This is a genomic window from Bradyrhizobium sp. HKCCYLRH2047, assembly GCF_051168175.1.
Lineage (GTDB): Bacteria > Pseudomonadota > Alphaproteobacteria > Rhizobiales > Xanthobacteraceae > Bradyrhizobium.
In genome coordinates this window covers 72,534-86,140 of the sequence record NZ_JBNPUM010000012.1, presented here as the reverse complement: position 1 = coordinate 86,140, position 13,607 = coordinate 72,534, and the positions used below count along the sequence as shown (strand labels likewise).

12 protein-coding genes are annotated in these 13,607 nt (G+C 66.7%); 8 read left to right on the top strand and 4 right to left on the bottom strand.

The annotated features are described in order from the left end of the window. The first annotated feature begins 7 nt into the window (after window positions 1–7). Window positions 8–1,384 carry a sigma-54-dependent transcriptional regulator gene (locus ACQR1D_RS25795; RefSeq protein WP_434894151.1) on the top strand — a complete coding sequence of 459 codons (1,377 nt, stop codon included), beginning with the start codon at window positions 8–10 and terminating at the stop codon, window positions 1,382–1,384. Window positions 1,385–1,497: 113 nt separating this feature from the next. Continuing rightward, on the top strand, window positions 1,498–1,734 hold the full coding sequence (locus ACQR1D_RS25790; RefSeq protein WP_315802405.1) for a hypothetical protein: 237 nt from the start codon (window positions 1,498–1,500) through the stop codon (window positions 1,732–1,734). Between the two features lie 119 nt (window positions 1,735–1,853). Here the strand turns inward: ACQR1D_RS25790 and ACQR1D_RS25785 are convergent, their stop codons facing one another. Next, complete coding sequence (locus ACQR1D_RS25785; RefSeq protein ID WP_315715601.1) at window positions 1,854–2,204, bottom strand: RidA family protein; 351 nt, start codon at window positions 2,202–2,204, stop codon at window positions 1,854–1,856. 480 nt (window positions 2,205–2,684) lie between these two features. Between ACQR1D_RS25785 and ACQR1D_RS25780 the strand changes: the two genes are divergently transcribed. The 6 genes from ACQR1D_RS25780 (at window position 2,685) to ACQR1D_RS25755 (ending at window position 8,954) form a co-directional block, all read left to right on the top strand. Beyond that, a complete protein-coding gene (locus ACQR1D_RS25780) occupies window positions 2,685–3,662 on the top strand; it encodes an ABC transporter substrate-binding protein (protein WP_315802406.1) in 978 nt (325 codons plus the stop codon). Window positions 3,663–3,686: 24 nt separating this feature from the next. After that, window positions 3,687–5,393, top strand: a complete 1,707-nt coding sequence (gene ilvD, locus ACQR1D_RS25775; RefSeq protein ID WP_316218445.1) for a dihydroxy-acid dehydratase — start codon at window positions 3,687–3,689, stop codon at window positions 5,391–5,393. Window positions 5,394–5,498: 105 nt separating this feature from the next. Further along, a complete protein-coding gene (locus ACQR1D_RS25770; protein ID WP_315802408.1) occupies window positions 5,499–6,344 on the top strand; it encodes an ABC transporter ATP-binding protein in 846 nt (281 codons plus the stop codon). Beyond that, entirely contained in the window at window positions 6,341–7,117 is a 777-nt protein-coding gene (locus ACQR1D_RS25765; protein WP_315802409.1) for an ABC transporter permease, read from the top strand. The genes ACQR1D_RS25770 and ACQR1D_RS25765 overlap by 4 nt, the downstream gene beginning before the upstream one ends. After that, window positions 7,114–7,875 carry an ABC transporter permease gene (locus tag ACQR1D_RS25760; protein WP_434894150.1) on the top strand — a complete coding sequence of 254 codons (762 nt, stop codon included), beginning with the start codon at window positions 7,114–7,116 and terminating at the stop codon, window positions 7,873–7,875. The genes ACQR1D_RS25765 and ACQR1D_RS25760 overlap by 4 nt, the downstream gene beginning before the upstream one ends. A gap of 32 nt (window positions 7,876–7,907) precedes the next feature. Then, a complete protein-coding gene (locus ACQR1D_RS25755; protein WP_434894149.1) occupies window positions 7,908–8,954 on the top strand; it encodes a peptidase M29 in 1,047 nt (348 codons plus the stop codon). Window positions 8,955–9,994: 1,040 nt separating this feature from the next. Here the strand turns inward: ACQR1D_RS25755 and ACQR1D_RS25750 are convergent. From ACQR1D_RS25750 to ACQR1D_RS25740, 3 genes are read right to left on the bottom strand one after another with little or no spacing between them, the layout of a single operon-like run. Beyond that, window positions 9,995–10,981: a 3-hydroxybutyryl-CoA dehydrogenase gene (locus ACQR1D_RS25750; protein ID WP_434894148.1), complete on the bottom strand. Its 987-nt coding sequence runs from the start codon at window positions 10,979–10,981 to the stop codon at window positions 9,995–9,997. Then, window positions 10,978–12,072, bottom strand: coding sequence for an NAD/NADP-dependent octopine/nopaline dehydrogenase family protein (locus tag ACQR1D_RS25745; protein ID WP_316183222.1), 1,095 nt, complete (start codon window positions 12,070–12,072; stop codon window positions 10,978–10,980). The genes ACQR1D_RS25750 and ACQR1D_RS25745 overlap by 4 nt, the downstream gene beginning before the upstream one ends. Then, a complete protein-coding gene (locus ACQR1D_RS25740) occupies window positions 12,069–13,607 on the bottom strand; it encodes a class I adenylate-forming enzyme family protein (RefSeq protein ID WP_434894147.1) in 1,539 nt (512 codons plus the stop codon). The genes ACQR1D_RS25745 and ACQR1D_RS25740 overlap by 4 nt, the downstream gene beginning before the upstream one ends.

Genomic DNA, 13,607 nt, shown 5'->3' with positions numbered 1-13,607 from the left:
TCCCCGCATGACTCCTGAGCAACCGGTCGGCGTGATTTATGTCGAGGACGACGAGGATGTCCGCATCGGCGCCGTCCAGGCGCTGCAGCTCGCCGGCCTCCCGGTGACGCCGTTCGCCTCCGCCGAAGCCGCCGGCGCAATCGTCCGCGCCGACACGCCGTTCGTGGTGGTGTCCGACGTGCGGCTGCGCGGCAAGAGCGGCACCGAGTGGCTGTCCGAGCTGCGCCGGCTCGATCCCGACCTGCCGGTCATCCTGGTCACCGGCCACGGCGACATCTCGATGGCCGTGGACGCGATGCGCAACGGCGCCTACGACTTCATCGAGAAGCCGTGTTCGTCGGAGCAGCTCGTCTCCGTCGTGCGCCGCGCGCTCGACAAGCGTCGCCTGACGCTCGAAGTCCGCACCTTGCGCTCGGCGCTCGCCGACCGCCAGGGCATCGAAGCGAGCCTGCTCGGGCGCTCGCCGCAGATCCAGGAGGTACGCCGCCTCGTCGCCAATCTGGCCTCGACCAATGTCGACGTGACGATCTATGGCGAGACCGGCACCGGCAAGGACGTCGTCGCCCGTTGCCTGCACGCTCACAGCGCCCGGCGCGGCGGCAACTATGTCGCGGTGAATTGCGGCGGCCTGCCGGAGTCGCTGGTCGAGAGCGAATTGTTCGGCCACGAGGCCGGCGCCTTCACCGGCGCGACCAAGCAGCGGATCGGCAAGATCGAATACGCCCATGGCGGCACGCTGTTCCTCGACGAAATCGAGAGCATGCCGCTCAGCGTGCAGGTGAAGCTGCTGCGGGCGTTGCAGGACCGCTCGGTCGAGCGCGTCGGCTCCAACAAGCCTGTGGCGGTGGATTGCCGCGTGGTGGCGGCCAGCAAGGCCAATCTGTTCGAGCTCGGCGAGCAGAAGCTGTTCCGCGCCGACCTGTATTATCGTCTCGGCGTCGCCTTCATCGAGCTGCCTCCGTTGCGCGAACGCCGCGAGGACATCCCGATCCTGTTCGAGCACTTCACCCTCGAGGCCGCCAAGCGGTTCGAGCGCGACGCGCCGATCGTGAACGAGCAGACCATGTCGCTGCTGCTCGGCTACTCATGGCCGGGCAATGTGCGTGAGCTGCGCAACGTCGCCGACCGCTTCGTGCTCGGTGTGCTCGACCGCAAGGTCCTCGACCGCTCGGGCGCCGCAGGCTCCGAGCTGTCGCTGCCACGGCAGTTGGAGAACATCGAGCGCTCGATCATCGAGGATGCGTTGCGCCGCAAGCTCGGCGACGTGCCGGCGACCGCCGCGCTGCTGAGCATTCCGAAGCAGACGCTTTACGACAAGATCAAGCGGCTCGCCGTCAAGGTCGACGGCATCCGCGAGGGCGCGCCGGCGCGGCCTCAGTCCTGACCGCGGCTGCATCGCCACCGTCGACGCCGACCACTGCGCTCACCTGAGGCAGGAAGGCCTCGTTCCATGCCGGCGATCAGGAACGAATGCCGCAGCACGCTTGTTGAAACATCATGACAGGCAGAGACACCCGCGACCTGCGCTCCGGCGCCTACGACCCCGTCAGCAAGGACGGTCTGCCGCAGCCGCAACAGGTCAAGGATGAAACGACGCCCCGCCAGCAGGAGCAGTGGGGCGCCGACGTGCGGGCCGAGCCCTTGCCCGGCACCGAGCCGGTGCTTCCCGAAGGGCTCAGGCGCGAGCGGCGTGATCCGCTCAATCGCAACACTGGTCGCCGCGACACCGCCTAGGGCATGATCCGGAAAAGTGGAAGCCGGTTTTCCGAAAAGATCATGCTCAAACAAAAGGATAAGATCATGATGCGATTCCGCGGAATCGCATCATGATCTAGGGCGCGGCGACCCAGCGTCTACTTCGCCGCGATCACCATGATCTCGACGGTGTATTGCGGCGCCGCAAGTCCGGCCTCGACCGTGGCGCGAGCCGGGGTGTTGCCGGCCGAGACCCAGCCATCCCACACGGCGTTCATTTCGCCGAACGTCTTGATGTCGGTGAGGTAGATCGTAGCCGACAACAGCTTCGACTTGTCGGTGCCGGCCTTGGCGAGGTGGCCGTCGATGATCGAGAGAATCTCCTCGGTCTGCTTGGTCACGCTTTCACCGGCCGTCTTTTGCGCGACGACTCCGGCGAGATAGACGGTATTGCCGTGAACGACGACCTGGCTCATGCGCGGGCCAATTTCGAAACGCTGGATCGACATCGAAGAACTCCTCAAAAGGTCAATTCGGGGCCTCTCCCTAGCGCGTGCGGCGCGGCAACGCCAGTCGGCTGAGGCAGGGCAGGGGTGGCAATCGAGCCTCTTTCCCGCCCCCTTTTACAACGTCGTGGCTGGCAATGTGCCCTCCATCGTCCTTCGAGACGCCCGCCTTTGCGGGCTCCTCAGGACGAGGCCGGAATTCGCGGCGCGGTCCATCTATCCTGCAGCACGATGCATCTCCTCATGGTGAGGAGCGCCGCTAGCGGCGCGTCTCGAACCATGAGGCCTCGACACGACCTTGCGTTGCCGGCATATCCGCAGCACACGGCCAGCGACGTTTCCGCATGACGCCGCTTCACCGCGCTGCAAAGCGGGGTTGCCCATGGGGCAGGCAAGCATGGGGCGTTTTCCGCGCTTGCACGGATATTTGAGACATGAAACATTCTCCGCGAGGTTCCTTTTTTGATGAGGCGGAGGGGCGTGATGCGGAAACGGTTGATGCTGGCGGCACTCGCGGCGATGACTTTGGTGACGAGCGCGGGGCCGACATTCGCACAGCAGACGATCCGCGTCGGCTGGACCATCCCGGCGGAAGAATCCAAATACTGGATGATGAAGCGGCCCGCCGAATTTCCGGATATCGGCAAGACCTACAACATCGAGTGGACCCAGTTCCAGGGAACGGCACCGATGACGCAGGCGCTCGCCGCCGGCGCGCTCGACTGCGCCACGCAGGCGCCGCTGTCACTCGCCAACGGCGTGGTCGGCGGCGGCCTCAAGGCCTACATCGTCGCGCAGCACGTCTATGAGAAGCCGGGCGGCTTCTCGGTCTACTGGGCGGTCAAGGACGATTCGCCGATCAAGACCATCGCCGATCTCAAGGGCAAGACGGTCGGCATCTCCGTGATCGGTGGCGGCACGCAGGGGCCGTTCAACATGCTCTTGAAGAAGGCCGGGCTCGATCCCGCCAAGGACATCAAGCTGGTCGAGGTCGGTTTCGCGGTGTCGGAGGATGCGCTGCGCCAGGGCCGTGTCGACGCCGTCAACATGAATCAGCCCTTTGCAGCGCGCGCCGAGGCCAAGGGCGGCACCCGTAAGCTGTTCTCGCTGTCCGAGGCGATGCCGAACATCGTCCACATCCTCGAGGCCTGCCGCGCCGATTTCGTCGACAAGAACCCTGAGCTGGTGAAGGCCTATGTCCGCGACATCACCGCCGGCATGAAGAAGGCGCTCGCCAACCGCGACGAGACCTTGAAGGTGGTGTCGGAGGTCATGAAGGCGCCGGTCGCCGTGATCGATACCTATCTGCTGAAAGACAATGATTTCGGCCGCGACCCGGTCGCCGCGCCGAACTTCCCGGCGATCCAGAAGATGCTCGACATCTACGCCGAGACCGGCATGCTGCCGAAGCTCGACGTCGCCCAGTTCAAGCATCCGACGATCGTCGCGCCGATCCAGTAGGCGGCTGGCGCGGAGCTCGTGTCGATGAGGAAGCTGCGCTCGCGCGTGACGGTGGAGGGGCTCGACCGCGCCCCGCACCGCGCCTTCATGCGCGCGATGGGGCTGGATGACGCCGACATCGCCAAGCCGATGATCGGTGTCGTCAGCCAGAAGGGCGAGCAGACGCCCTGCAACATGACGCACGACTTCCAGGTCGACGCGGCGAAGACGGGCATCTCGGAGGCCGGCGGCACGCCGCGCGAGTTCGCCACCGTCTCGGTCTCCGACGGCATCAGCATGAACCACGAGGGAATGAAGTTCTCTCTGTTCTCGCGCGAGCTGATCGCCGATTCGATCGAGGCCGTGGTCCACGGCCTCGCCTATGATGCGCTGATCGGCTTCGGCGGCTGCGACAAGACCTTGCCCGGCGTGATGATGGGCATGGTCCGCTGCAACGTGCCCTCGATCTTCATCTATGGCGGCAGCGCGCTGCCCGGCAAGTACCAGGGCAGGACGCTGACGGTGCTCGATTCGTATGAAGCCGTCGGCAGCTACATGACCGGCGAGATCGATGCACAGACGCTCGAAGGCATCGAGCGGTCCTGCCTGCCGACGATCGGCGCCTGCGCCGGGCAATTTACCGCCAACACCATGGGCATGCTGTCGGAGGCAATGGGCCTGTCGATGCCCAACGTCTCGATGATCCCCGGCGTCTATGCCGAGCGCGCCCACGTGGCGCGGCAGGCCGGACGCCTGATCATGCAGATGCTCGCGCGTGGCGGCCCGCTGCCGCGCGACCTCGTGACCCGGAAGGCGCTGGAGAACGGCGCGGCGATCGTCGCGGCGACCGGCGGCTCCACCAACGCGGCGCTGCATCTGCCGGCGATCGCCAATGAGGCCGGCATCCGCTTCACGCTCGACGATGTCGGCGAGGTGTTCGCGCGCACGCCGCTGATCGGCAATCTCAGGCCGGGCGGCAAGTACACCGCCAAGGACGTCTACGACATCGGCGGCGCCGCCGTGGTGATCCGCGCGCTGATCGAGAGCGGCCACATCGACGGCTCCTGCCTCACGGTGACGGGCCGCACGCTGGCCGAGGAATACGGCGCGGCCAACGCGCCGGACGGCGAGATCGTGTTCAGCCCGGCCAGGCCGATCATGGCCGACGGTGGCGTCGCCGTGCTCAAGGGCAACCTCGCGCCCGATGGCGCCGTCATCAAGGTTGCCGGCCTCAAGAACCTGGTGTTCGAGGGCCGTGCACGGGTGTTCGAAGACGAAGAGACCTGCGTCGCGGCCGTGCGCGCGCGCAACTATCAAGCCGGCGAGGTGCTGATCATCCGCAACGAGGGACCGGTCGGCGGTCCCGGCATGCGCGAGATGCTCGGCGTCACCGCGCTGATCTATGGTCAGGGCATGGGCGAGAAGGTCGCGCTGATCACCGATGGCCGCTTCTCCGGAGCCACCCGTGGCCTGTGCATCGGCTACGTCTCCCCGGAAGCCTTCGTCGGCGGTCCGCTGGCGCTGGTGCAGGATGGCGATCCGATCCGCATCGATGCGAAGGCGCGCACGCTCGACGTGCTGCTCGATGAGCGCGAGCTCGCCGCGCGTCGCAGCGCGTGGTCGCAGCGCCCGCCGCGGCACAGGGCAGGAGCACTGGCGAAATACGCGAAACTCGTTGGGCAGGCACCGCTCGGCGCCGTGACTCACGAGGGGCCGGCCGAATGGCCCTGGTTCGATCAGGACCGGGAATGATCCGCGCGTGGCGACGATTGGCAGGTTTCTTGCTAATCTGCGGCAGTCCGTCTTGCCTGATTTCACGGAGCGTTTGAGCGTGCTGCATCGGAAAGAGAAGCCGACATGGGCGTGACCCCGATCCGACCCGGCCAGCTTGCGGGCACGCCGCTCGGCCGCCGCGCGGCCACGCCGATCATCGAGATCGATCACGTGTCGCAGGTGTTCAAGACCTCGTCGCGCCGCGACCACACCGCGCTGTCGGACATTTCGCTGACGGTGGGCGAGGGCGCCTTCGTCTCGATCCTCGGGCCCTCCGGCTGCGGCAAGTCGACCTTGCTCTACATCGTCGGTGGCTTCGTCAGCCCGACCAGCGGCACCGCGAAGATGAAGGGCAAGCCGATCACCGGTCCCGGCCCCGATCGCGGCCCGGTGTTCCAGGAGTTCGCGCTGTTCCCCTGGAAGAGCGTGCTCGGCAACGTCATGTATGGTCCGCTGCAGCAGGGCAAGAAGCCGGCGAAGGCCGAGGCGCTCGCGCGGACGTTGCTCGCCATGGTCGGCCTCACCGGCTTCGAAAAATTCTATCCCAAGGAGCTCTCCGGCGGCATGAAGCAGCGCGTCGCGCTGGCGCGCACGCTGGCCTACGGGCCGGAGGTGCTGCTGATGGACGAGCCGTTCGGCGCACTCGACGCGCACACGCGCACGCGGCTGCAGAACGACCTGCTCGACATCTGGGAGCGCGACCGCAAGACGGTGCTGTTCGTAACCCACTCGGTCGAGGAAGCCGTGTTCCTGTCCGACAAGGTCGTGATGATGTCGCGCTCGCCCGGCCGCATCCGCGAGGTGATCGACATCGATCTGCCCCGGCCGCGCCGCCGCGAGGAGCTGCTGCTGGACCCGCGCTATCAGAAATACATCGTCGACATCGAGCGCATGTTCGACGATTCCGGTGACAACGAGCTGCCGTCATGAATGGACTGTCGAAGCCGCTCGCGCCGGTGCTGGCTTGCTGCGGTCTGCTCCTGGCCTGGCAGCTCGCCTCGCTCGGGCTGAAGAACGACAGCTTCCCGACCGCGCTGGAATCGCTGCGCGCGATCCCGCCGATCCTCACCGACAAGGAATCCCTGATCAACATCCTGGCCTCGCTGCGGCGGATGGCGATCGGCTTCGCGCTGGCGCTCGCCTTCTCGATTCCGCTCGGGTTGCTGATGGGGCGCAGCCGGTCGACCGCCGCCTTCTTCAATCCGCTGCTGATGCTGATCTACCCGGTGCCGAAGGCGGCGCTGATGCCGATCATTATGCTGTGGCTCGGCGTCGGCGACATTTCCAAGACGCTGGTGATCTTCCTCGGCGTCAGCCTTCCGGTGATCTACCACAGCTTCGAGGGCGCCAAGGCGGTCGAGGAGAAGATGCTGTGGTCGGGAGCGGCGATGGGTCTGTCGCCGGCCGAGCGTCTGCTGCGCATCGTCCTGCCTGCGGCCTTGCCGGAGATCCTGACCGGCTGCCGCACGGGCCTGGTGCTGGCGCTGATCACGATGGTCACCAGCGAGATGATCGCGCGGCAGTCCGGCGCCGGCAACATCCTGTTCAACGCGCTCGACATGGGCCAGTACGACACGGTGTTCGCGATGATCATCATCATCGGCGCCATGGGCATCTGCCTCGATGCGGCGTTCGAGGTCGTCAGGCGCTGGCTGGTTCGCTGGTCCGAGCCGCAGTTCGACATGCCCTTGAGCTTCTCATGACGCGCACCTCCAACGACATCCTGCTGGGCGCCGCGCCGATCGTGCTGGTCCTGCTGCTGTGGCAGGGGCTGGTGTCGTTCGGCTACGCGCCGCCGACCCTGCTGCCGCCGCCGGGGCAGGTGTTCCTGCGCATGGGTCAGCAGCTCTCGAGCGTCACCTTCCAGCAGGACATCGTGGCGACGCTGTTCCGGCTGTTCGCCGGCTTTGCGATCGCCGTGGTGCTCGGTGTTTCCCTGGGAATTGCCGCTGCGGTGAGCCCGCCCGTCAACGCCGCCGTCAAGCCCATCGTGCGCGTGCTGGCGCCGCTGCCGAAGGTCGCGCTCTATCCGGCCTTCCTGCTGCTGCTCGGCTTCGGCCACGAATCCAAGATCATGCTGGTGGCGGCGGATGCGCTGTTTCCGATCCTGCTGTCGACCTATTACGGCGCCACCACGGTCGAGCAGAAGCTGATCTGGTCGGCACTCGCCGCCGGGACGCCGCCGCGCGACGTGCTGTGGAAGGTGGTGCTGCCGGCCGCGATGCCGTCGATCCTGACCGGCTGCCGCATCGGCCTCGTGATCTCCTGCATCGTCGTGTTCCTCGCCGAGATGATCACCTCGACCGACGGGCTCGGCCATGTGCTGGTGACCGCCGCGCGCACCTTCCAGGCCGTCGACATGTTCGTGCCGCTGATCACGATCTCGCTCCTGGGCCTCATTCTCAACGCCCTGCTGCAGGGCCTGCGCGCTTACCTGCTGCGCGGCTTCCCCTCGGTCTGATACAAACAACGACAACAATCGGGAGAACGACCATGCTGGCGGATCGCATCGAGGCGAAATGGATCGACGCATTCTGCGAGATCTTCGAGCGCTGTGCCGTGAAGGCCGGCGATACCGCCGCCATCCTCTCGGAGACGCAGTCGCGCCCGCTCAACGTGCACATCGCCGAGCTGGCGCTGCTGCGCATGGGCGCGCGTCCGTTCCACGTCGTGGTGCCGACCCCGCGCAACCCCCACCCGGTGCCGGTGCGTTCGACCGGCGCGTCGGAGGCGATCGGCAAGCTCGGGCCCGTCGTGACGGCCTTGCAGCAGGCCGGTTTCGTCGTCGACTGCACCATCGAGGGTCTGATGCATGCGGTAGAGACGCCGGAGATCCTGAAAGCCGGCGCGCGCATCCTGGTGATCTCCAACGAGCATCCCGAGGCGCTGGAGCGCATGCGACCCGATACGGCGCTGGAGAAGCGGGTGCGGGCCGCCGCCAAGATGCTGCGCGGCACGAAGCGGATGCGCGTGACGTCGAAGGCGGGGACTGACCTCGACGTGATCATGGAGGGCGCCTCCACCGTCGGCGTCTGGGGCTGGACCGACCGTCCGGGCACGCTGGCGCACTGGCCGGGCGGCATCGTCGTCAGCTTCCCCAAGAGCGGCTCCGTCAACGGCACCATCGTGATGGCGCCCGGCGACATCAACCTCACCTTCAAGCGTTATCTGAGCTCGCCCGTCACGATGACCATGCGCGACGATTACATCACTGACCTGGCAGGCGAGGGCGCCGACGCCGCGATGATGCGCGCCTATCTCGCCTCCTGGGGCGACCGCGAGGCCTATGCAGTGTCGCATGTCGGCTGGGGCATGAACCCCGGCGCGCGCTACGAGGCGCTGACCATGTACGACCAGCGCGACACCAACGGCACCGAGCTGCGCGCCGTCCCCGGCAACTTCCTGTTCTCCACCGGCGCCAATGAATTCGCCGGCCGCTACACGGCGGGTCATTTCGACCTGCCGATGATGGGCACTACGATCGAGCTGGACGGCGTCGCCGTGATCAAGGATGGCGTGCTGCAGGACGTGTTCGGCTGAACTCCTGCGCATTGCGCGCGAGGGGCCCGCCACCGCGGCAGTGCATCCTCCTCCCCCTTGCGGGGAGGGGTTGGGGGGGGAGGTGCCCAGGCGCTGATTGCCATTGTGAGCAAAACTGCTCCTTCAAATCTCCCCATCAGACCCGCATGGTCCGGCACGACGCGACCGCTTGATCGACACCGCGCTCTTCCGCGCCTCACTGCAAGCACGGCTCGTGGGACCCCCACCCCCGGCCCCTCCCCGCAAGGGGAGGGGAGCGCACCGTCATCGCGGGGCTGACCCAAATGACCATTCGCTCGCAGCTCCGTACGGAATCTCTTGCTTCTGTTAAAAATAATCGACTTGCTATTTTTCGGAAATCGTGGTTCTCTCTCTGCATCCCGCCTCACCGCAGAGGGGCGTAGCGCGCGATCGTCACGACACGCGAGGTGGGGATGCGATGGCCGCGAGAGATCGCAGCGTCTTCTTACGAGGACGCGGACGAACGATCTGTCGCGGACGTGAAGTCGCAGCGTCCTGATACCCCGACGCTGGTATCAAGTCGCGTCGGCCTCAGTGCCGCGCGGTGATGGTGGCCAACAAGCCCGGCGCACCAGGGAGACTGCGTATAAGCGTTAGACCCATCGCGCAGGGAATGCCGGCGTGTTCGGCTTTGCCTGTGGTACCTGCCGCCTGCATTTTTTTCGCAGGCGGGCCATGGGTGAGGCCTTCACCCGGCATTCCCTGCGCCCTCTGCATTCCCAGAGGGACGAACTCATCGCATACCTCGGGCATGATGTGCCGCGAGACTGCGCCCTCATGCCGATCGCTGTTTGAACCGTGAATCCGACCGCACCCATCGCCTCGCTGCGCGATACAGCGTCCTCTCCCCTTGCGGGAGAGGGCATCGCCGGCCCATCCTCGCACTCGATTGGGTGAGGGGTATCTCTCAGCGAGCAAAGCTCGTGGAAACATACCCCTCACCCAACCGAGCTCGCCGCACTGTCCTACATGCCCTCTCCCGCAAAGGGAGAGGGCGCATTCACGTGCACTCGCCGCGCTCAATCCACCACCGGTGGCCGGGCCAGTTTGAAATGCCTGAGCATGTCGACCAGCGCTCCCAGCCGGTGCTCGCGATAGGCGGCGACATCCATCCCGGAGTAGTCGAGGAAGCCCGAGCCGGTGCGCAGGCCGATGCGGCCCTCCGCCATGTTGCGCTCGATCACCTCCGGCGCGCGGTAGCGATCGCTACCCAGCGCGCCTTCGAGATAGCGGCTCGCGTAATAGAGGATGTCGCCACCGCCCCAGTCGATGAATTCGAGCAGGCCGAGCACGGCGTAGCGGAAGCCGAAGCCGTAGCGAATCGCCTTGTCGATCTCCTCGGCGCTGGCGACGCCTTCGCCGACCATGCGCGCCGCCTCGTTCATGGCGAGCGCCTGGATGCGCGGCACGATGAAGCCCGGCGTCGCCGCGCAGACCACCGGCACCTTGCCGATGTCTTCCAGCAGGGCCTTCAGCCGCGCCGTGACGTCGGGATCTGTGGCCTTGCCCGGCGAGATCTCGACCAGCGGGATCAGATAGGCCGGGTTGAGCCAATGGGCATTGAGAAAGCGCTCGGGCCGCTCGACCGCACCGGAGAGATCATCGACCAGGATGGTCGACGTCGTCGAGGCGATGATGACGTCCGGCGCGACCGCGCGCGACGCCGCAGCCAAGACCTCGCGCTTGAGGTCGACGATCTCCGGCACGCCTTCGAAGACGAGCGTGGTCTGCACCAGCACGTCGCTGCTCGCGCCGGCCGGAGCCACGCTGATCTTCGCCATCAGTCTGTCGGCATCCGCGGCCTGCAGCATCCCGAGCCGCGTCAAGGTCGCGAACGTCGCGCTGATCTCGCCGAGCGCCTCGCGCCGCAGCCTGTCGAACTCGGCCGCCGTGCGCGGCTTGATGTCGATCATGGTCACGGGATGGCCGGCATAGGCGAAAGCCACCGCGATCCCGCGCCCCATGCGACCGGCGCCGAGGCAGGCAATATGACCGCGCGTGCTCATGCCGCGAACCCGTCGCGCAGCAGCGCCTGCAAGGCGGTTCGATCGAGACCGCTAAGGCCGAGGCTGGCGAGCGTGCGTCCCGTCGCCCAAAAATCCTCGCCGCAGATTGCGCCGCCGATGGCAAGGAAAGCGCGGGCAAGCGGCACCGGCGTGCCGCTCAGCTCCGCCGCCGAGATCAGGAACGACAGGCCGAGCCGGAGATCCTCGCGCATGTAGCGGTGCTGCGTCAGCACGAGCTGCTCGCGCCAATCGCCGGAATCGGTGAGCCGATCGTGCGAGCCGCGGCCATACATCCAGATCTCGCCCTCCTTGGCGTAGTGATGCGCCAGCGGGAAATGCGGCGCGCCATAGCCGAGCGCTTCGCGTACCGCAATCCGCTCCGCATCGAGCGCATCGGTAACGCGGCGGATCGACGGTTGCGTGCCCTCCTTGTGGATGTCCCAGCGTTCGAAGTGCTCGATCGGCCCTGCATTCATCACGATCAGCGGCGGATGAATGATGCAGCCGGCATTCATCAGTGCGCCCGACAGCGCATCGCCGCACGGCTCGATCACGCCGGGGAACGCCTTGCCGATCATGGCGAGCGCATGCTCGGCCGTCTTCAGCGGAAACACTCCGACGGGCAGCCGCTTGGCGCGAATGGTGATCGCGACCTCGAACGGTCCGTGCTTGCGGGTCAGCCAGGGCAGGGTGCCGGTCTCGGCGTAGCTGACACTGGCTTTGTTGCCGGCATCGCGCGCGGCTGCCGCGAAGATCATGGTGCCGAAGGTCGCCGGCGGCAGGAATACGACCTGGCCGTCGGTCAGATGCGGCGCCAGATGGCGCGCAATGTCGGCCTGTGCGAAGGCCGGCGCGGGGCAGAGGATCAGCTCGGCACCATGGACGGCCTCGCCGATGTCGGTCGTGACCAGCGCGAGCCTGGCCTCATGCCGGCCATTGACGTCCTTGACGACGATCGTCGAGCCCGCCGCTCGATGCTGCGCGACAGCGTCCGCATCGCGGCGCCACAGCCGGACCTCGTGACCTCCGAGCGCGAAATCGCCTGCCGCTGCAAAGGAGCCGTTGCCGCCGCCGAGCACTGCAATTTTCAAGAGCGCGTCTCCGTCTCGCTTATTTCGGGGTCATCGATCTGGCGCAGCAGATGGTGCTGCACCTTGCCGAGCGCGGTGCGCGGCAGGTCGTCGACGAAAACGATGTCCCGCGGCACCTTGAAGCGCGCGAGCTGCGACTGCAGATGCGCGCGCAGGGTCTCGGCGTCCAGCGCGCAGCCCTGGCGCCTGACGACGAAGGCGACCGGCACCTCGTCCCAGCGCGGATCGGGCCGGCCGATCACGCCGCAATCGACGACGTCGGGATGCTCGCTGAGCACACGCTCGATCTCGGCCGGATAGACGTTCTCGCCGCCGGAGATGATCATGTTGTTCTTGCGCTCGAGCACGAAGAAGTACCCCTCCGCATCGCGCTGGGCGATGTCGCCGGTGCGATACCAGCCGTCATGGATCGCCTGCTGCGTGGCTTTGGCGTTGCCCCAATATTCGAAGAACAGATTGGGCCCGCGCACGGCGATCTCGCCCGCTTTGCCCGCCGGAAGCTCGTCGCCGTCTTTGTCGATGATCTTGGCCTCGCAGCACAGCCCGGGCAGGCCGGTCGAGCCTGCGCGCGAGAGGTTGCCGCCGAGCCGCGTGTAGACCGCGATCGGACAGGTCTCGGTCGAGCCATAGACCTGCAGTACCGGCACACCGCGCGCCGTGATACGCGCGATCAGCGCCGGCGGCACGATGCTCGAGCCGGTGGCGACGGCCTTGAGCGACGACAGGTTCGCGGCGGCCCAGCCCGGATGCTCGGTGACGGCCTGGATCGTTGCAGGCACCAGCACGGTCAATGTCGGCCGGTCGCTGACGATCGCGGCCAGCGTCGAATCCGGGGTGAAGCGGGCGTGCAGCGTGACGGTGGCGCCGTGATGCAGCGCCGGCGTGGTCTGGATGTTGAGCCCGCCGACATGGAACAGCGGCAGCACCGTCAGCACGTGATCGTCGGAGGTCAGGCCATGCATGTGCTGGCTCATCACCCCGTTCCACAGCAGCGCCTCCTGCCGCAGCACTGCGCCCTTCGGCCGGCCCGTGGTCCCCGAGGTGTAGACGATCAGCAGCGGGCAGGAGAGATCGATGTGCGGGTTGCGATCGTCGCCGTGGCCACGCGCTAGGAGATCGTCGATCTGCAATCCGTTAGCCGGCGTGAAATCGATGCCGACCGGCACTGTCTCCGGGTGCTGCTCCGCTAGCACCGGCAGCACCGGCGCAAACGCCTGCTCGAGCACCAGCACCTTGGCCGCGGCATCGGAAAGAATGAAGACCTGCTCGGCCACCGCAAGCCGCCAGTTCAGCGGCACCAGGATCGCGCCAAGCCGCGCGCAAGCATAGAGCAGGACCAGATAGTCCGGCCGGTTGAGACTCAGGATCGCGACGCGGTCGCCGCGCCCGACGCCGAACTCCGATTTCAGCGCCCGCGCCATCAGCGCGATGCGCGCGCTGAAATCGGCATAACTCAGCGTCACGCCTTCGAAGTGGATCGCCGGCTTGTCCGGCGTGAACGCCGCGTTGCGCTCGATCAGGCTGCAGAGGTCCAC